At 69.2% G+C, this 17546-nt stretch carries 11 protein-coding genes and 1 pseudogene; 2 read left to right on the forward strand and 10 right to left on the reverse strand.

Features of this window, described 5'->3' with window-relative positions; genetic code table 11:
* Positions 1-30: 30 nt before the first annotated feature.
* The 8 genes and pseudogenes from fxsT to ACFWFI_RS06715 form a co-directional block, all read right to left on the reverse strand.
* The gene (gene fxsT, locus ACFWFI_RS06680; protein WP_387386324.1) at positions 31-4356 is read right to left on the reverse strand and encodes an FxSxx-COOH system tetratricopeptide repeat protein; all 4326 of its coding nucleotides are present in this window, start codon (positions 4354-4356) and stop codon (positions 31-33) included.
* A complete protein-coding gene (locus ACFWFI_RS06685; protein WP_387386327.1) occupies positions 4356-5408 on the reverse strand; it encodes an AAA family ATPase in 1053 nt (350 codons plus the stop codon). The genes fxsT and ACFWFI_RS06685 overlap by 1 nt, the downstream gene beginning before the upstream one ends.
* Complete coding sequence (locus tag ACFWFI_RS06690) at positions 5405-6907, reverse strand: VMAP-C domain-containing protein (protein ID WP_387386330.1); 1503 nt, start codon at positions 6905-6907, stop codon at positions 5405-5407. The genes ACFWFI_RS06685 and ACFWFI_RS06690 overlap by 4 nt, the downstream gene beginning before the upstream one ends.
* A 169-nt stretch (positions 6908-7076) precedes the next feature.
* The gene (locus ACFWFI_RS06695; RefSeq protein WP_387386332.1) at positions 7077-8084 is read right to left on the reverse strand and encodes a LacI family DNA-binding transcriptional regulator; all 1008 of its coding nucleotides are present in this window, start codon (positions 8082-8084) and stop codon (positions 7077-7079) included.
* A 197-nt stretch (positions 8085-8281) separates the two neighbouring features.
* Positions 8282-9250: pseudogene (locus ACFWFI_RS06700) on the reverse strand (pectinesterase family protein); the annotation flags it as partial.
* 266 nt (positions 9251-9516) lie between these two features.
* Positions 9517-10311 carry an ATP-grasp domain-containing protein gene (locus tag ACFWFI_RS06705; protein ID WP_387386334.1) on the reverse strand — a complete coding sequence of 265 codons (795 nt, stop codon included), beginning with the start codon at positions 10309-10311 and terminating at the stop codon, positions 9517-9519.
* 64 nt (positions 10312-10375) lie between these two features.
* Positions 10376-11830: a family 43 glycosylhydrolase gene (locus ACFWFI_RS06710; RefSeq protein ID WP_387386336.1), complete on the reverse strand. Its 1455-nt coding sequence runs from the start codon at positions 11828-11830 to the stop codon at positions 10376-10378.
* On the reverse strand, positions 11812-12723 hold the full coding sequence (locus ACFWFI_RS06715) for an arabinan endo-1,5-alpha-L-arabinosidase (protein WP_387386387.1): 912 nt from the start codon (positions 12721-12723) through the stop codon (positions 11812-11814). Before ACFWFI_RS06715 ends, ACFWFI_RS06710 begins: the two co-directional genes overlap by 19 nt.
* A gap of 256 nt (positions 12724-12979) precedes the next feature.
* Between ACFWFI_RS06715 and ACFWFI_RS06720 the strand changes: the two genes are divergently transcribed.
* Together ACFWFI_RS06720 and ACFWFI_RS06725 are read left to right on the forward strand one after the other, a co-directional pair.
* Positions 12980-13597: an ArsR/SmtB family transcription factor gene (locus tag ACFWFI_RS06720; RefSeq protein ID WP_387386338.1), complete on the forward strand. Its 618-nt coding sequence runs from the start codon at positions 12980-12982 to the stop codon at positions 13595-13597.
* Complete coding sequence (locus tag ACFWFI_RS06725; RefSeq protein ID WP_387386339.1) at positions 13594-14874, forward strand: MFS transporter; 1281 nt, start codon at positions 13594-13596, stop codon at positions 14872-14874. Before ACFWFI_RS06720 ends, ACFWFI_RS06725 begins: the two co-directional genes overlap by 4 nt.
* Before the next feature lie 144 nt (positions 14875-15018).
* Here the strand turns inward: ACFWFI_RS06725 and ACFWFI_RS06730 are convergent, their stop codons facing one another.
* A complete protein-coding gene (locus tag ACFWFI_RS06730; RefSeq protein ID WP_387386389.1) occupies positions 15019-16206 on the reverse strand; it encodes a cytochrome P450 family protein in 1188 nt (395 codons plus the stop codon).
* A gap of 32 nt (positions 16207-16238) precedes the next feature.
* The gene (locus tag ACFWFI_RS06735) at positions 16239-17531 is read right to left on the reverse strand and encodes a cytochrome P450 (protein WP_387386341.1); all 1293 of its coding nucleotides are present in this window, start codon (positions 17529-17531) and stop codon (positions 16239-16241) included.
* Positions 17532-17546 lie beyond the last annotated feature (15 nt).

Consider the following 17546-nt stretch of genomic DNA (forward strand, 5'->3'; position numbering starts at 1 on the left):
GGACTGACGGTTACTCGGTCGTTCGCGACGTCACATCGGCAGCGGGGTGATGTCGCATTCGATGCGCTGGTGCAGCCTGGCCGCGGTGTGCCAGGGGTGGTTCGCCCCCAGCAGGCGCGCAAGCCCGTCCACGGCAATACGGTTGAGGCGGTCGGCCTCCTCCGACTCGCCGAGTCCGCGCCGGTCGAGCCCCAGATTCGCCGTGCAGGCGAGCGTCAGCGGATGCTCGGCCCCGGCGGTCTCCGTGAGCTTGGGAAGCAGGTCCGCATCGGCAGCCATGGCCTGCGCGAAATCCAGCCGTGCGTAATGGTCGTTGGCACGGCACATCGCCGCGGTCAGCGTGCTGATGTGCAGCATTCCGAGGGTGTTTTCCAGGCCCTCCAGCGCCTGGGCATCCAAGTTCTCCGCCCGGTCCGTGTCGCCCTGCGCCCGCAGCGTCGCGGCAAGGTTCACCCTGGCGAACTGGGTGTAGGGATGGTGGTCACCAAGCACCTTGCGGTAGGCGGCCAGCGTCTGCTCGCCCAGTTCCCGGGAACCGACGAGGTCGCCGTTCAGTCGGCGCTCGACCATGGTGTGGATCGCGGCACCGAGAGCATCGGTGTTGTTCAGACCGTAGCGGGTGGTGAATCGCTCAAGGGTCTGTTCGGCCAGGTCGGACCCTCCCTCGACCACACCGGCCCTGCGCCGGCACACCGCGAGATTCAAGGCGGCACGGATCGTCGCCGCGTTCGTCTCCCCGAAGTGGGCCACGTAGGGCAGGTAGTTGGACTCCTGGAGTGCGCGGGCACCCAGGTAGTCGCCTGCCTCACGCAGGTCGATGGCCAGTCCGTTCAACGTGTTGAGCGTCAGCCCGTTCACCGGGCCGTACAGCAGCTCCCTCTGTCGCGCGGTCTCCTCGTCGATCTCCCGCGCCGCTGAGAAACTGCCGTTCAGTCTCAGCGCCACACCGTAATCGTGCGCCGCACTCAGCGTCGTGGGGTCCTCCGGCCCGAACAGGTCGCTCGCCCGGGTGAACGCCTCCTCGGCCAGCACGCGCGCCTGCTTGAACTCACCCCGGTGCCGCAGTGCACCGGCCATCTGCCACATGGAGTCGATGAGTTCCTCGTCGGGAATCTGCGCCCCGCGTGAGATCGCCAGAGCCCGCTCGTTGTGCACGATCGCCTCGCCGGGGCGCCCGAGCAGCCGCAGGTAGAAGCCGAGGAGCTTGGTGATCCTGATGACGTGCAGGTCCTCGTCACCGGACTGGGCACGCCAGGCGGACCAGGCGAGACTGGCCTGGGCGGCGCCCGATTCGTGCGCGCCCCAGTAATAGAGGAAGAAGACCATGTCGTAGACGAGGTCACGGACCCACCCGTCGGAGCTCTCCACCGCTCCGGACGCGATCACATGCGGGAGGATCGCCTGGTAGGCGGGCCACTGGTCCGGTGAGGCAGGTGCGCCGGGCTTGGCGGTCGTGAGCAGCAGGTGAGCCGCCCGCGTCATCCTGGCCCGCTCCTCGGGATCCATCCTGGCCACGATCACGTTCTGCATCAGCCGGTGCATCTGGAGGGTGGAGGTCTTGTGGTCCAGCCTCACCAGGGACAGCTTGCTGAGGTCCCGGGTCGCCCGGGCCAGCAGCAGGGGGTCTCGCAGGACCGGGTCCAGCTCAGGAGTGACCTGGACGTTGCGTCCGCCCCTGAAGAGGTTGAGCGGGATGGGCTCCGGCGCCATGCAGGCGCAGATCTCCAGGAGTTGACGTGCAGCCGGGTTGTCCTGCGAGAGGCGCCCGAGAGAGATGTCCCAGACCGCCGCGACGGGAAGCGGGTAGTCGGGGGACGGGACGAGCTCGTGGATCTCGGGCCGGCGCTCCTCCAGCAGTCCGAGGTACTCGTCGACCGGCATCCCGGTCGCGGCGTGCCAGGCCCCCGCCTGCTCGACCGCGAGGGGCAGGTCGCCGAGCGCCGCAGCGAGCCGGTCCGCGTCTCCGGAACTGAGGCCACGGGCACGGCGCTGCAGGAGTGCGATGCTCTCGTCCCGGTCGAAGACGTCGACGCTGAGGGGCGTGGCGACACGCTCCCACTCACGGTTGCGGGAGGTGACGATGATCTTCCCTGGCCCGCCGTTGGGGAAGAAGGACCGGACGGCCTCGATGTCCTCGGCGTTGTCGAAGACCAGCAGCCAGTTGTCGAACGGCTTGCCCGTACGGAGCGCCTCGCGCACGGCGGGCACCGCGGCGTTGGCCTGCGGTCCCACCTCGAGCCCGAGGTTGCGGGCCAGGTCGGCGAGGGCGCCGAGGATCAGGTTCTCCTGCTCCGAGGGAATCCACCAGATGACGTTGAACTCGCCGCTGTGCCGGTACACGTACTCCACGGCGATCTGCGACTTGCCGACACCACCCATGCCGTGGAGGGCATGTGGAAGGACGGCAGTGGTCTCATCCTCCCGCAACTGCCGTTCCACCGCTGCCAGAAGACTCTCCCGACCGGTGAAGTTCGGGTTCTTCGGCGGCACGTTGCCCATGATCTTCGGCTGGCCCGTTCGGACAAAACGGAGCTCCGGCGCTAGGGCGGGCGTGCGCTCGTCGACCCGATCCTGCTCGGTGTCTACGGGTGGTGTCGTCGGCGACACAGATCCTCCTGGTGGAACCGTCGAATGCGACGGGGAAGCGGGGCCGTTCTCATTCACATCAGATGCCTCTTTATCATCTCTTGCCCCCTCCGTTTGCTCTACCGCGCCATCCGAAAGCATGTCGTTCAGGTGTGCCGCCCGGCGCCGGTAGGGCAGTCCTCCCAACGCACGCAGGACGGCCAGTTCGATGCGCAGCCACGCCTGTCCGCCGCCGCGCTCCGGAAGAGCCGCCTGCGCCGGATCGCGCAGCGCGGCGCGCAGTCGTATGCCCTGTGCCTGACTGGCCCGCGACTCCGCCAGCAGGCTCACGGCCCGCGCGAGTTGGGTGCGGTTGCCGGTGGCCAGCAATGCCTCGCGGATGCCGTCGGCGAAGTCGGGTCCGCCCTCGCCGTCCCGCTCCCAGTCGATGAGGCCACCCATCATCACCTCGGCAAGATGCTCGGGGCGGGACTCGGGAAAGGCGCGGGCCCGCAGCTCCTCGATGACGTCGAAACGTAGGGGCGCCACCGCCAGGAGGACGGCGAGGTGCCGTGCGAGCGGGCTGGCCAGGGCGACGAATCTGCGCACGGTGTCCGCCGCCGCGCGCGGCCCGTCGATCCTCGGTGCTCGCACCCCCGCCGCTGCCACCCCCTTGGCCATCGCCCCCGCCAGGACTACAGGCAGTGTCCGCCGCACGCCGCGTTCGCCGGTGACCAGATCCGCCCAGGCACGGAACGAACCGGGGTGCAGGCTGAGAACCGGCACGGGTACCGACCCGTCACCCGTATCGGGCAGGAGATGGGCGTGTTCGGGTACCCCGCGCGGCGGCCGGCAGAGGAAATGGCGGTTGAGCGACCCGAATCCGGCGGCGTCCAGCCGGGCCCGGAAGGGGTAGACCGAGGACCGGTGACGCAGATACGTGGGCAGCAGGTGGACAAGTGCCGTCGGCCCGGCCGCGGAGAGCCGCCCCAGCAGCTCGTCGGCACCGCCCTCGGCCCACCCGGGCGCCAGCCCGTCGGTCACGACGAGAAACAGCCGCGACCCCCGGCCGTCCAGCAGTTCCGCGGGGTCGGCGCGCCGGTTGCCCGGCCAGCGCAGGGCAGGTGCCTCTCCGCCGGGCAATGAGACATCCACCGTACGGACGTCCCGGAAGGCCCCGCTGCGCACGGCCTCGTCGGACAGCTGACGTAAGGAGCCTTCCCACACGGGCATGGTGGGCGCCGTGTCGATGATCAGCATCAGGTCGAAGGCGCGTTCCTGGACCGGATCGAGGTAGGGGATCCAGAGCCCGTCGATCACACCGTTCTCGGCGGTGCGTGCCTCGTCCAACCGGCTGTCGTGGGGCGAGGGAACCAGCCTGCCGAGTCCGGCCAGGGCCTTGGCCAGGCGTAACTGGACCACTCGACGCGCGGGACGCTTCTCGTAGGGAAGGACCGTTTCGGGCCGGCCGTGCCTGCTCTCCTCGACGCTGCTGATCTCCGCACCGCGGAGGTCCACGTCGCTGCTCCCGGCGGGCACAATCTCCGGTGGCCCGGGGGTGAAGGGCGGAGCTGTGACATCGCCGGCCGGCTCCGTCCCCTCATCAGGTGAGGGTTCCGGGGCCGGGTCCGCATCGCCGTCCGCTCCACGGCCCGCCCGGTGCCAGGCCGCCGCGAGCCAGACACCGTCGGCGAGATCCTGCCAGCTCGCCTCGCCATCCGGTTCCTGGAGGCTGCCGCCGCTCGGCATGAGCGCCGCATCGGGGGCACGTTCCCGTGGCGAGCCGTTCATCAGCGGCCCTTCGAGAGGTCGCGGAGAAGCATCTCGATGAGCTTACGCCCGTCGCTGTCGGCACGGAATCCATGCGCTGTGGTGAGCTGCACGGCGTTCAGCAGCTGATCGACCGACTGGGTGCCCCCGCCGTCCAGACGCCTGACGAAGTCGTCCACGAGGTCCTCGACGCCTTCGGGGCGCCGGCCCAGATGGCTGATGACTATGGAGACGAGATGTTCACGGCTGGGCGGGCGCATCTCCAGCGGCAGGCAGCGGCGCCGGAAGGCGGCCGGGAACTCGCGCTCGCCGTTGCTCGTGATAACGACGACGGGGAACTCCGCGCACTCGACCCTGCCCGCCTCGATGACGGCCCGGCCCTGGGGGTCGTCGGTGAAGACGGACACCTCTGACACACCGGCACGCACCAGTTCCGGGATCTCGTAGCTGCCGTTCTCCAGGACGTGAAGGAGATCATTGGGCAGGTCGATGTCACTCTTGTCCAACTCGTCGACGAGCAGCACCCTGGGGCGCCCGTAGGCGAGCAGAGCCGTCCCGAGGGGGCCGAGGGTGACGAAGTCGCCCAGATCGGGGGCGGCTCCCGCACCGCTCTCCCCCTCGCGGGTGCCCCCGGCACGCCAGGCGGCGATGGCCTGCGCCCTTCCGATGGCGTCGTACTCGTACAGCCCGCCGCGCAATGTGGTGCGGCTGACGATGCTCCACGGCAGCACCCTGCCCAGACCCAGTTCCTGGGCGATCAGATATGCCAGGGTGGATTTTCCGACTCCGGGCGGCCCGGTGATCAACAGGGGACGACGCAGCAGGAGGGCGGCGTTGACCGCGTTGATCTCCTCCTCGCGCAACTGCGGGCCCTCCTGCACGGTGCCGAGCCGGCGCAGCGCCGACTGCGCGTCGTCGGGGGGATCCTGCTGCAGCGGACTCCCGGCGAACACCCTCCAGGGCGGCGGCTTCGGCATCTCCGGCGGACCGCCGGCCGGAGGCTGCCCGGTTGCGTGGAACACCCTCCAGGAGGGTGGCGTGACGGACTGCGCTGCCGAGACATGCTCGGTCATGCTGTCAACTCCTCGCAGTCGATCAGGCGGTTGGGATCATCCCATAATAGTGCTAAATGCTTTCCAAGGGACCAATTGTCACGATTCATCCCCTCAGCTTTCTTGCGCAACGTGCTTACCCACGACGGGATTTGTGCCGGGGGGTGGGCAAGCAACAGCGTCAGCACCTCGCCGGACAGGTCGGGACTGTCTGTTCTCCGGTCCCAGGCTGCAAGGCCCACCCCCTGAGCGATCGCGGTGACGAGTGCTTCCAGACCGAGACCGGGCAGTGCGGGGACGTCGAGTATGACCGCGGTCAGATCCGGGTTCGATATCAGCTTGGCACGCCAGCGGTCGAGCCGCTCACCGTCCTCGCCGTGCCAGCGGTACGACTCGGCCACACCGGCATTCCTGAGCTGCGTCCAGCGATCCCGCCACAGCGGCAGATAGCCGCCCTTCTGCGCCGCTCTCATGCGTTCGAGAGATCTCAGATGAACGTGATACTCAAGGCTGATCGGCAACTTTTCACCACTCCATGTACCCATTTCCAACCGGGCCATGTCGTGGTTGAGCAGTGTGAACGGCAGGACGAACTCGACCTGCACCGGCGGCTCGTTCGCCATCGCCGGCATGTCCGCCCACCGCTCCTTCCCTCGCCCGATGGCGCGCTCGACCTCATTCGCCAGCTGGTCGAGGGTCGTGGGGCGCACGTCCCCGGCCACCGGCTCCCAATAACCTGGCGCGGCATTGACCCAGTGGCGTACGTAGATATCGGCCGAACTGTCGTCTGCGGGCTCCACCATCACGACGAGGCAACGCGCCACGTCCGGGTCGGCGGTCGGTAAGGCCTCGATCGCGCGCCTGCGTTCGTCCAGGGCCCGCACCACTTCTCCGCCGGCCTCCCTGGCCCACATGTCCGACCACGCCCTGAGCCCCTCGCGGAGCGCCGGTTGTTCCAGAAACGCCGTGATCTCGACCAGCACGAGCGCGGGGGGCAGACCGTCGGCCTGGGTGTTGACCCGGCACAGGTGGTCGAAGCGCTGGGCGGGAGTCTGACCGTACGGCACGTCGACACCCAGCTCATGGCTCAGGAGTGCGTGCAGACGGCCGTCGTCGACGCGCCGCACATCGGCCAGCAGCCGGTGGATGTCCCGCACCGCGACGTCGGTGAACTCAGGGGACGCACCGGCCATCGAAGCGTCGGTCCCGGCATCCTCGACGAGCAGCTTCAGCCGGGCCCTGCAGTCGGGGCCCGCGATGACGCCCGCAGCGTAGACGATCGCCGCGAGGCCTGTTTCGTGCCTCAGGGCATCCCTGACGAAGGACAGCATGTCGGCCCGTGGATTGGTGCGCCGATAGGTGATCGGCTCACCCAGCCGATCCGAGGCGAACGACACGAACAGGGCGCATTGATCGCGATCGGTCACAAAATCCTGCACGCACAGGAATTCGACCAGCACCCCGATGAGTCGCACCCTGGCCTCGTCCGGCTCTTCAGCTCCGGGCAGTCCGTGCACCACCACCGACCACCCCCGTCGAGTCGGTACCGCCTTAATGACAGACCGTGAAGTTATCACGTCGGATCTTCAGCAACCAGGCTCATTCCAGGGCCCGTTGACCACCTGTGACACAAGTGTCCCGACCTCACCGGGACACACCACCCGGACGAGTGAACGCGCCCCGCACCACTCAGACCGGCGCCGGCCCAGAGCTCGCACGCACCGTCAGAACCGGTTCCAGCAACTCCACTTCGTCCGTACCCCGGCCGGCGAGCTTCGCAACCACCTGTTCCACCGACCGGCGCCCCATCTCCTGCGCCGGGATGGCCACCGAGGTGAGTCGCACCGATGCCTGTGTGGCCACCTGTTCGGGGCAGATGGCCACGACGGACACGTCCTCCGGCACGGCCCGCCCCTGCTGCTGGAGCAGGTTGAGCAGCGGCTCCACGGCGGCCTCGTTCTGGACGATGAAGCCGGTCGTTCCGGGCCGCTCGTCGAAGATCCGGCCCAGGGTGCCGGCCATCGCGGCGTACCCGCCCTCGCAGGGCCGGTGCAGGATCCGCATCCCGGTCTCCTGCGCCTTGGCACGTATGCCGTCCACGGTCCGTTCGGCGAAGCCGGTGTGCCGTTCGTAGACGGCGGCCGCTTCTCCGATCACCGCGACCTCGCGATGTCCGAGGCCGGCGAGATGGTCCACGCAGAGCGCCCCGGTGGCCTCGAAGTCGAGGTCCACGCAGGTCAGGCCGGAGGTGTCGGCAGGGAGGCCGATGAGGACGGCGGTCCGGCCCGAATCGCGGAGCAGCGGCAGCCGTTCGTCGTGCAGTTCGACGTCCATCAGGATCATCGCGTCCGCCAGCGAACTCCCCGCGATCCGGCGGACTGCCGCGGGGCCCTCCTCGCCTGTGAGCAGCAGGACGTCGTAGCCGTGTGTGCGGGCGCTCGTGGCGACGGCGATGGCGATCTCCATCATCACCGGCACATACATGTCCGTGCGCAGCGGCACCATCAGCGCGATGATGTTGGACCTGCTGCTGGCGAGGGCGCGCGCACCCGCGTTGGGGTGGTAGCCCAGCTGTTGGATACTGAGCTCGACCCGTTCCCGGGTGGAGGCCGAGATCGACCGCTTGCCGCTGAGGACGTAGCTCACCGTGCTCGCGGAGACTCCGGCGTGCTGGGCGACCTCGGCAAGCGTGACCATTCGGCTTCTCCCCTACAGTGGGCGACCGCAAGGGAGAGCGGGTGAAGCGCTTCGACAGCGCCTTGCTGTGCTCCCCTTCGCACTCTGACATGCACAGACACCGTGGAGCCTAGACTCGCTCACAGGCACTGTCCAGAGTGGAGTCGAAGCGCTTCGACCGATCTCACCGGCATAGGCCCACTGCCGCACACCGTGTCTCAGGACGCGGAAGGTGTCCAGCCTGCCAGCCAGTCGGCGGTCTCCTGCTCCGCGGCCTGGGCGTCGGTGAGCTGCGGCCGGTTGCTGCTCGCGGAACCGGATCCGGCACCGGTGTTCTTGTACTCCGCGAAACGGTCGTCCTTCCAGGAGAAGCCGCTCATGTCCGTCCACGGAGCGGACTTGACCGCTGAGCTGAGCGTCGTGTTGCGGAAGGTGGCCATCGGGTCGAGCGTCGCGTCGCCGCCCGCGTGCCACGGCCGGCCGAGGTAGAAGGACGACGCCGAGACATCGCCGTTCACGGTCGAGCCGGTTATCAGGAAGCCCTTGCGGTCGGCGGCCGTGCTGGGGGCGGCGATGTAGCCGGCGGAGCTGCCGTCCCATCGCTTCTTCAGGGTGATGACCGACTTGTCGATCACCGCGGTGGCACGTCCGAATATGAAGTCGACGTTGCCGACGACGTAGGAGTTGGTCATGTGGACGCGGCCGAGTGTCGCCTTGGACGCGGTGTCGAGCAGCAGGGTGTCCTGGTCCCCTGTCACGATCACGGAGTCGAGGATGACCTTGTCCGCCGCGGTGCGCAGGGCCACGGCCTGGAGTCCGCTCATGTTCTGGTTGGCGGCCTCGTCGAAGTCGTTGGAGATCGTGAGGTTGCGGGCCTGGAACCCGTTGGCCTCGGCCGCGACCGTCGCGCTGCCGCCGGTCCCGTAGGTGCCCGAGCCGTCGGGCTTCTGGGTGCCGGAGGCGTTGTTGTAGACGATGACGGTGTCGTTGCGGCTGGAGCCGCTGCCCTGGAGGGTGACGTTCTGCTTGGTGGAGGGGATCTTCACCAGCTCTCGGTAGGTGCCGGGCTTGATGGAGACGACGACCCGCGCGGTGTTGCCCGCGGGGACCGCGTTGACCGCCGCCTGCACGGTCGAGTACTGCCCGCTGCCGTCCTTGGCGACGGTGAGGGTGGTCGCCGCCTCGGCACCGGAGGCCGACCCGAACGTCCAGACCGAGGCGACGGCCAGGAATGCCGTCGCCCCTGCCGTCATCGCTCTGCGCGGTCCCGGGTGGAGAGCGGTGCCTCGTCGTCGATTGGCTGCCATGGCCTGATCCGTTCGTCGGGAAGAGGTGGGGTTCCGCGCAGTAGTCGCCGCAGCCATCCCAAAGGTTGCCGGGCCCGGACGTCACGACCGCCGAAGGTTGCCGGGCCCGGACGTCACGACCGCCGAAGGTCGCCGCGCCCCTCGCGTCACGAACGCCGAAACCGTGCGTCCCGCTCCCGGACGGCCGTCCCGGGGCCCGCCGAGCGGAGCACCACGTCGAGGGCGCGGGCGGGGTCCGCGGCGTACACGTTGCTGAACCAGGCCATGTTGGCCTCGACCACCGCCCACTGCCCGTCCCCCGCGTCGTCCGCCTGACGCATCAGGCCGACGTCGAGCACCACCCCGCTGGGCAGGGTGTCCGCGCACGCCCCGGCCAGCCGCCGGACGAAGTCGCGTACCGCGGGCTCGTCCGTGTGGCCTGCCAGCGGCGCCACGTCGAGCCTGCCGAAGGCGGCGTACTGCGAACCGGTCCTTATCTCCCCGTCGAGCAGGTGGAGCCGGAACTCCTTGACCCAGGTGACCACTTCGCTGATCTGGACCGGGGAGCCGTCGTGGATGCCTGCGGGGACACGAAGGTCGTTGCCGTCCGCGTACACGGCGGCCGGGAAGCTCTTGTCGGTGGGCGGCTTCACGAAGACCGGGCCCGGTGCGCGGCGGGCCTCACCGAGCGGTACGCACCGGACGTGGCGGCCTGTGAACGCGTACGGCAGCGCGTCGAGCCAGCCGTCGCCCGGCTCGAGGAGCGCGATCCCGAGGCGGTCGGCGGCCGAGTCGGCGAAGTGCGGACCGCCGTAGTAATGCGCCCGGATGCCGGACGCCGGCAGGTCGCGGAGGCCGTCGCGCGGCAGGATCGTCACGTCCATGCCGCGCTCGCGGGCCGCACCGGCCAGCAGGGTGGCCGTGGTGGAGCGGTGCGGGGCGAGGGCGAGGAGATCAGCCATGCCGCCGCAGCTTACGGGCGCGGGGCCAGTAAGCTGCGGCGGGCCTCAGGAGACCGGTTCGGCATCAGGAGACCGGGACGAGCTTGAACTGCTGGCAGGTGTTGTTCAGCCAGGTCCACTGCCGCACGTCGGCGCCGTCGGCCGTCGAACAGTCCGCCACGTCGGCGACCTTCCCGGTGGCCTGGTTGACGATGCGCACCCAGCCCCCGGCCTCGGTGGTGACGAAGCGGAAGCGCTGGCAGGTGTTGTCGAGCCACGACCACTGGCGCAGGTCGGCGCCGTCGGCCGTCGAGCACTCCGCCGTGTCGAGCACCTTGCCCGTCGCGACGTTCACCAGCCTGCTCGTGTCGTCTCCCCTGTCCTCGATGCGCCACCGCTGCTTAGTGGTGCCGTCGCACGTCCACTGCCGCACATCGGCGCCGTCGGCGGCCGAGGCTCCACTCACGTCAAGACACTTCCCGGTGGCCCGGCTGACCACGGTGTACGCGGCCGGGGTCGCCGCCGTCTCCCCGGAGGGCCCGGCCAGTGTCGTGCCGGGAGCGACGGGCGTGCCGAGATTCGGGGTGCCGTCGGAGTTCCAGCTGAACTTCTGCGCACGCGCCGTACGCCCGTTGTCGCAGCCGTCGGACGCCGAATCGTTGGCGTGGTAGACGATCCAGCTCTCCGTGCCGTCGGGTGAGGTGAAGAAGCCGTTGTGCCCCGGCCCGTAGACCCCGGCGGCGTCGTTCCGCTGGAAGACCGGGGTGGACTTCTTCGTCCAGGACGACGCGGAGAGCGGGTTGGATCCGGTCAGGGCCAGCTGCCCCAGCTTGTAGTCGGGGGTCCAGCAGCCGCTGGCGGAGTAGACGATGAACGTCTTGCCGCCCCGCTGGAGCACCTCGGCCCCCTCGTTGACCGTGCCCCCCGACTTCTCCCAGTCGTAGGTGGGCGTCGAGATGGTCGAGAACGAGCCGCTGAGCGTGTACGGATTCGACATCGGCGCGATCACGAGATTCTGCGTACCGCCGCCGCTCGCGCTGCCCAGCAGATACATGGACCCGTTGACCGTGAGCACGCTCGGGTCCAGCATCCAGGTGCTGCCCAGCTGGTTCCTGTACGTGTAGGGCCCCATCGGGTCCGAACCCGTGCTCTGCAGCACGTGCACGCGCTGTGTGGGGTTGTAGTCGGTGATGTTCTGTCCGGCCACGTAGTACAGGTACCAGCGGCCGCCCGAGTAGTGCAGTTCGGGCGCCCAGATGTTGCAGCAGCGCGAGGAGGCGTCGCCCTGCCACACCTGCACGCTCGGGGCGGTGGAGAGCCCGGCCAGCGTGGGCGACTTCCGCATGGTGATGACGTCGGTCCAACTCGTCGACACCAGGTAGTAGTTGCCGTCGTGGTACGAGATCCAGGGATCGGCGCCCTTCTGCGCCTTGACCGGGTTGGTGTACGGACGTCCCTCGGCGGCCGACGCGGATGTCGGCTCGCCCAGGGCGAGCGCCAGCAGGAGGGCGCTCAGCAGGGTCAGTAGGCGACGGGCCATCCGCTGCTCCAGTTCAGAAGGTTGACGCCGAGCTTCGGGGTGCCGTTGTCCTGGCCGTCGTAGTAGTGGTAGACGAGCAGGTCGCCGTCGGAGTCCGCCAGGATCGACTGGCCGCCGGGTCCGATGTAGCGGCCGTGCGACTCCATGACGGGCGTGCCGCCGTTGCTGAGCATGCTGACGCCGTTGCGGTCCTTGTAGGGACCGGTGACGCCGGTGGCCCTGCCCACCTTGATCTTGTACGTCGAGCTGGTGCCGGCGCAGCAGGTGTCGTACGAGGCGAAGAGGTAGTAGTAGCCGTTGCGCTTCACGATGGAGGGCGCCTCGACGGCCTTGGTCCCGGTGGGCCGGGAGGCGAGCGAGCGGCGGGTGGTGTCCCCGGCGTACTGCTTGCCCGTCGACGGGTCGATACGGATCATCTTGATCCCGGTCCACCAGGAGCCGAAGGACAGCCACCACTTGCCGTCGTCGTCCACGAACAGGTTGGGGTCGATGGCGTTGTAGTCGCTCGACGAGCTCGATGTGTACACGATCCCGTAGTCGCTCCAGCTGCCCGCCTGCCCGGTGGTGGAGGCCGCCAGGCCGATGGCCGACGTGTTGGAGCCGAAGGACGAGACGGCGTAGTACATGAGGTACTTGCCGCCCTGGTACGAGATGTCCGGGGCCCAGGGGTCGGACGCCGAGGAGTAGTTCTTCCACCAGCTCGGCTTGGTGGTGAAGGCGTTTCCGGAGCGGCCGAAGGCGGTCCGGTCGGTGGAGGTGCGGAGCTGAAGGCCCTCTCCGGTCGAGTAGAGCAGGTACTGACCGGACGAGCTGCGGATCATGCTGGGATCGTGGACGACGATGTCGCCGTTGACAGCACCCGGGTTGGGGTACGCGGACGCGCTGCCCGGCATGAGGGCGAGCAGGAACGCGGCGGGGAGTACGGCGAGGGTTCTCCTCAGAGTGCGGCTCACGAGGGGACCTCCTTGGGGTCGGGGGTGGGGAGTCCACCCCGCAGTCGCCGCCGGCACCGCTTCGGTTGCCGTGCGCCACCCACTTTCGCCGAAAAACCGGACGCCGTCCGGAATCTCGAACGGCACCACGGCGGGCGGGAGTTGGAGGCGATATGAGAGTTGACTCTCACATATTGCGAGAGGAGACTCTCACGTCATGGACTCCAGTAATCGCCTGGGCGATATCGAGATCAATGACCCGCAAGCAATGCGGGCGTTGGCGCATCCGGTGCGGCTGGCGATCCTTGACCGCTTGCAGCAGCACGGGCCTGCGACCGCCACTCAGCTCGCCCCCGACGTGGGAGCGACGCCTTCGGTGACCAGCTGGCATCTGCGTCACCTGGCCGGCTTCGGCCTGGTTCGCGACAGCGAGGCCGGCACGGACCGCCGCGAACGGAGGTGGGAAGCAGTGGCACGCGGCTTCCGGTTCGAGACGCCGCAGGACGCGGCCGACGAGGAGGGCCGGTCGGCCGCGCGGGTACTGTCGCAGCAGATGTTCCTGCGCCACGCGGACCTGCCGGGCCGGTGGGCAGCAGAGGTGGAGCCCGGACTCGATCCGAAGTGGCAGAGGCCGGCAGGGCTGGCCAGCACCCGCCTCGTCGTTTCTGCTGAGGAACTCGTCGCCATCGAGGACGGGATCGAGCGCATCCTGGCGCCGTACGTCACTCGCGACCCGGCCGAGCGGCCGACAGACAGCCGCGCCGTCCAGCTGATGCGCTACGTCCTGCCGGAAGGTGCGGAAGGTGCCGAGGAGCAGACCGGGCAGACACCGTGAACAGCCGGCAGCAGACCGCTGCTGTATCACTGTGGCGAGATCAACGATTCCGCCGCTTCTGGGCCGGCAACACGGTTTCACAGTTCGGCGACCGGATCACCGAACTGGCCCTGCCCTTGATCGCCGTCAGCGCCCTGAACGCCTCGGCCAACCAGGTGGCGTGGCTGACCGCACTCATCTGGACCCCGAATCTGCTCGCAATCCTCCTGGGGGCCTGGGTCGACCACCGGGCTCGTAAACGCCGCCTGATGATCATTGCCGACCTGGTGCGCGCGGCAGTGCTGCTCAGCGTCCCGGCTGCCTACCTGTCAGGAGCGGTGTCGCTCGGTCAGCTGTATGCCGTGGCGTTGCTCACGGGCGCCGCCGGAGTCCTGTTCAACACCGCCTATCCGCCGTTCTTCGTGGGCCTCGTGCCACGCGCGTCCTACGTGGACGCGAACAGCAAACTCAGCGCCAGCCGATCCGCGTCGCATGTCGCCGGCCCAGCCATCGGCGGCGCTCTGATCCAGGTCTTCACCGCTCCCGTCACCCTCGTCGTCGATGCCCTGACCTTCCTGGCATCGGCGCTCCTGATCGGGCGTGTCCGGGTGGACGAACCGCCGGCAGCGGGCGATGCCACCGCACCCCCACTTCTGCAGCGCGCCAGGGAGGGACTGGCACTCGTCGTCCGGCACCCGGTGCTGCGGGCCGGTCTCGGATGCGCGGCGACCGTCAACTTCTTCACGTTCCTCGCGGGCAGCGGACTGATCGTGCTGTTCGCCAGCCGGAACCTCGGTCTGTCCGCAGGAGTCATCGGCATCGCGTTCGGCATCGGCGCGACGGGTTCGCTCATCGGCGCCCTGGTCGCTCCGGAAGTCTCACGACGATTCGGCGTGGGGCGCAGCATCGCCGTCGGCGCGGTGCTCTTCCCCGCGCCGATCGCCATCGCCGCCGCGGCGGACGGCCCGTTCTGGCTTCGCGCCGGGGCTCTGGCCGCGTGCGAGTTCCTGTCCGGCTTGGGTGTCATGCTGTTCGACGTCAACCTCAACGCCCTTCAGACCACCGTGATCCCCGACGGCCTGCGCAGCCGCGTGGCCGGCGCGTACGGCACGATCAATTACGGGGTACGGCCCATCGGCGCCGTCGTCGGCGGATTCCTGGCCACCGTGATCGGGTTGAGGGCCACCCTCCTCATCGCCGCCGTGGGCGGAGTCCTTTCGCTGCTCTGGCTACTGCCGTCACCGATACCTCGCATCCGCTCCCTGACTCCGGACGAAGCCGCGGATGCGGCTGGTTGATCCTGTCCTCACCCAGGAACACGCTGCACCGGCAGCGCGCCATACGGGGGCGGCACGCCGCGGCACGGCGGAGGGGCGGCGAGGGGCGTCCAGCACGAGGCCGGACGGCCGACGTCCGGTCCGCGGCAACTCCCCCGTCGGCCCTCAGCCGTGAAGCAGCACGGGGAACGCCTCCATGTCGTTCTGCGTCATGACCGGCAGTTTGCGGATCTCGTCGTCGTCGATCGCGAGCTTCAGCTCCGGGAAACGCCCGAAGAGCGCGGGCAGGGCGATTCCGGCCTCGACGCGGGACAGCGCGGCGCCGGGGCAGATGTGGGGGCCGTGGCCGAAGGTCATGTGCCGGATCGGAGTCGGCCGGGTGATGTCGAAGGCATCGGCGTCGTCCCCGTGCTGGGTGACGTCGCGGCCGATGGCCCGGTAGGAGATCACGACGCCCTCCCCCTTGGCTATGACCTGGTCGCCGACCTGGATGTCCTCGGTGGCGAACCGCATCAGCAGGTGGGTGGTGGGCGTGTCCCAGCGCAGGGTCTCCTCGACCACCGTTTCCCACAGGATCTCCCCGTCCAGCACCCTCCGCAGTTGGTCGGGGTGGGCGAGCAGTGCGCGTACGGCGTTGAGGATGAGACCGATCGTGGTCTCGTGCCCCGCGGCCACCATCGCCTTGAGGTTGCCGACCACCTCCTCCTCGGTGAGGGGCTCCCCGCCCTCCTCGGCGAGGATCAGCGCGCTGGTGAGGTCGTCGGTGGGGTGCGCGGCCTTCTCCCGGACCAGTTCGGCGTAGAAGACATCGAGCTCGGCCAGCAGGGCCAGCCGGTCCTCCTGCGGGGTGAGCATGGAGAAGAACGCCTTGTACTGCCGTGTCAGCATGGGGTGCAGCGCCTGGTCGACTCCCATCAGCAGCCCGACCACCTTCATCGGGAGCGGCTGTGCGAACACGGCCTTGAGGTCGACGACCCCGTCCTTGCCCTGTTCGGCGAGCGCGTCCAGCAGCTCCGCGGTGAACTTCTCGATGTCCGGGCGGATCGCCTCCAGCCGGCGGGGGGTGAGTGCCTGGGAGGTCTTCGTCCGCAGCCTGCGGTGCTCCTCGCCGTCCACGGTGAACATGGAGCGTCCGGCGTCGATCATGCCGATCAGCGGCCAGGCGTGGGTGACCTCCCCGCTCTGCCAGAGCCCCCAGGCGCCCAGGTCCTTCACCAGGCGTGCGTCGACGAGGAGTTGGCGGGCCTCGGCGTGCCGGGTGACGGTCCAGGCGGGAACCCCGAGGAGCTCGATGCGCGCGAGCGGGACGGAAGCCCGCAGCTGTTCGGTCTCACCGTCGAGGTCCTGGACCATGGGGTCGATGACCACGGTCGCGTACGGGCAGTTCACAACAGGTCTCCAGTCGTGTGTACGGGAGCGAACCGGACGGGGAGCGCGTTCATCCCGCGCAGGAAGGCGGACGGCCGCCGCACGAGATCCGCGGCGGGGACGGCGAGTTCGAGGTCGGGCAGCCGGTCAAGGATGACCTCGATCGCCGTACGGGCAATGGTCTCCGCGATCTCCTGCGCAGGGAAGGGGCAGCGGTACTCTCCGTGGCTGAACGCCAGATGCGCTCCGTTTCCCGCGTGGCGCCCCGCGCCGCCGGATACTGACATCTCCTGGCGTATCAGCGGGTCGGTGTTCGCCGCGCCGAGGCCGAGCAGGAGCATGTCCCCGGCGCGGATGGTCCGGCCGCCGAGCTGGGTGTCGCGGACCGCCCAGCGGCCGGCGAGGATCTGGGTCGGACTCTCCTCCCAGAGGACCTCGTTCATCGCGTCGCCGACACTGCGGTGCCCGCCGGCGAGCGAGTCGGCGAACTGGTCCTCGGTGAGCATGAGCCGCAGGGAGTTGCTGATCCAGTCGGCGGTGGTGAGGTGCCCGGCCGCGGTGACGGCCATCAGGTCGAGGGCGTACTCCTCGTCCGTGAAGGGTTCGGGGTCGGCGAGCATCCGGGAGGTGATGTCGTCGCCGGGCGTTCGCCTCTTGGCCGCCACAAGCCGCTGCATGTGCTCGCCGAAGCGGCCGTAAGCCTCCTGCGCACCCGGTCCCCCGTCGGCCAGGTCCTTCAGGACCCGGGCGATGTCCGTCCCCTCGGCGTCGGGGAAGCCGACGAGGCGCGCGAGGACGAGCACGGGCAGCGGTTCGGCGAAGTCGGCGACGAGGTCGGCGGTGCCACGGGCGCAGATATCGTCGATGAGCCGGTCGGCCAGCTGCTCGCAGTGCCCCCGGATCTCGAACGGGTCCGCGGCCTCGAGGGCGGGCACCACCAGCTCGGAGTGCCGTCGGTGCTCTGCGCCCGCGGTGAAGTAGATGGACGGCATGGGCCGCCCGACCATGGGGAGCAGCGGCCAGTCCTCGGGTATGTGCTCCCACTGGTTCCACAGGCCGACGTCCCTCGGGAAGAGCTCGCCGTCGCTGGTGACCTGGTGGAGCTCGCGGTATCCGACGACCAGCCAGGCCGGAAAACCGCCAGGGAGCTCGACGGGCACCACGGGCCCGTAGGCGTGACGCATGCTCCGGTAGAGGACCTGCGGTTCGGTGTGGAACGCGGGCCCGCTGAGCGGCACGGGGGTGGTGGCGGCGTGCGCGGGGCAGCCACCGCCGGGTGCGGGCACGGCGGATAAGGAGGGGGTCGTCATCGTACGGACTCCTGG

Origin of the sequence: Streptomyces sp. NPDC060209, from assembly GCF_042728155.1 — a bacterium.
Taxonomy (GTDB): domain Bacteria; phylum Actinomycetota; class Actinomycetes; order Streptomycetales; family Streptomycetaceae; genus Streptomyces.

Excerpts from the sequence above, each read along its gene's own strand:
- fxsT (WP_387386324.1), bottom strand. The coding sequence starts at position 4,356 with ATGAACGGCTCGCCACGGGAACGTGCCCCCGATGCGGCGCTCATGCCG.
- ACFWFI_RS06685 (WP_387386327.1), bottom strand. The coding sequence starts at position 5,408 with ATGACCGAGCATGTCTCGGCAGCGCAGTCCGTCACGCCACCCTCCTGG.
- ACFWFI_RS06695 (WP_387386332.1), bottom strand. The coding sequence starts at position 8,084 with ATGGTCACGCTTGCCGAGGTCGCCCAGCACGCCGGAGTCTCCGCGAGC.
- ACFWFI_RS06705 (WP_387386334.1), bottom strand. The coding sequence starts at position 10,311 with ATGGCTGATCTCCTCGCCCTCGCCCCGCACCGCTCCACCACGGCCACC.
- ACFWFI_RS06710 (WP_387386336.1), bottom strand. The coding sequence starts at position 11,830 with ATGGCCCGTCGCCTACTGACCCTGCTGAGCGCCCTCCTGCTGGCGCTC.
- ACFWFI_RS06715 (WP_387386387.1), bottom strand. The coding sequence starts at position 12,723 with ATGCCGGGCAGCGCGTCCGCGTACCCCAACCCGGGTGCTGTCAACGGC.
- ACFWFI_RS06720 (WP_387386338.1), top strand. The coding sequence starts at position 12,980 with ATGGACTCCAGTAATCGCCTGGGCGATATCGAGATCAATGACCCGCAA.
- ACFWFI_RS06730 (WP_387386389.1), bottom strand. The coding sequence starts at position 16,206 with ATGGTCCAGGACCTCGACGGTGAGACCGAACAGCTGCGGGCTTCCGTC.
- ACFWFI_RS06735 (WP_387386341.1), bottom strand. The coding sequence starts at position 17,531 with ATGACGACCCCCTCCTTATCCGCCGTGCCCGCACCCGGCGGTGGCTGC.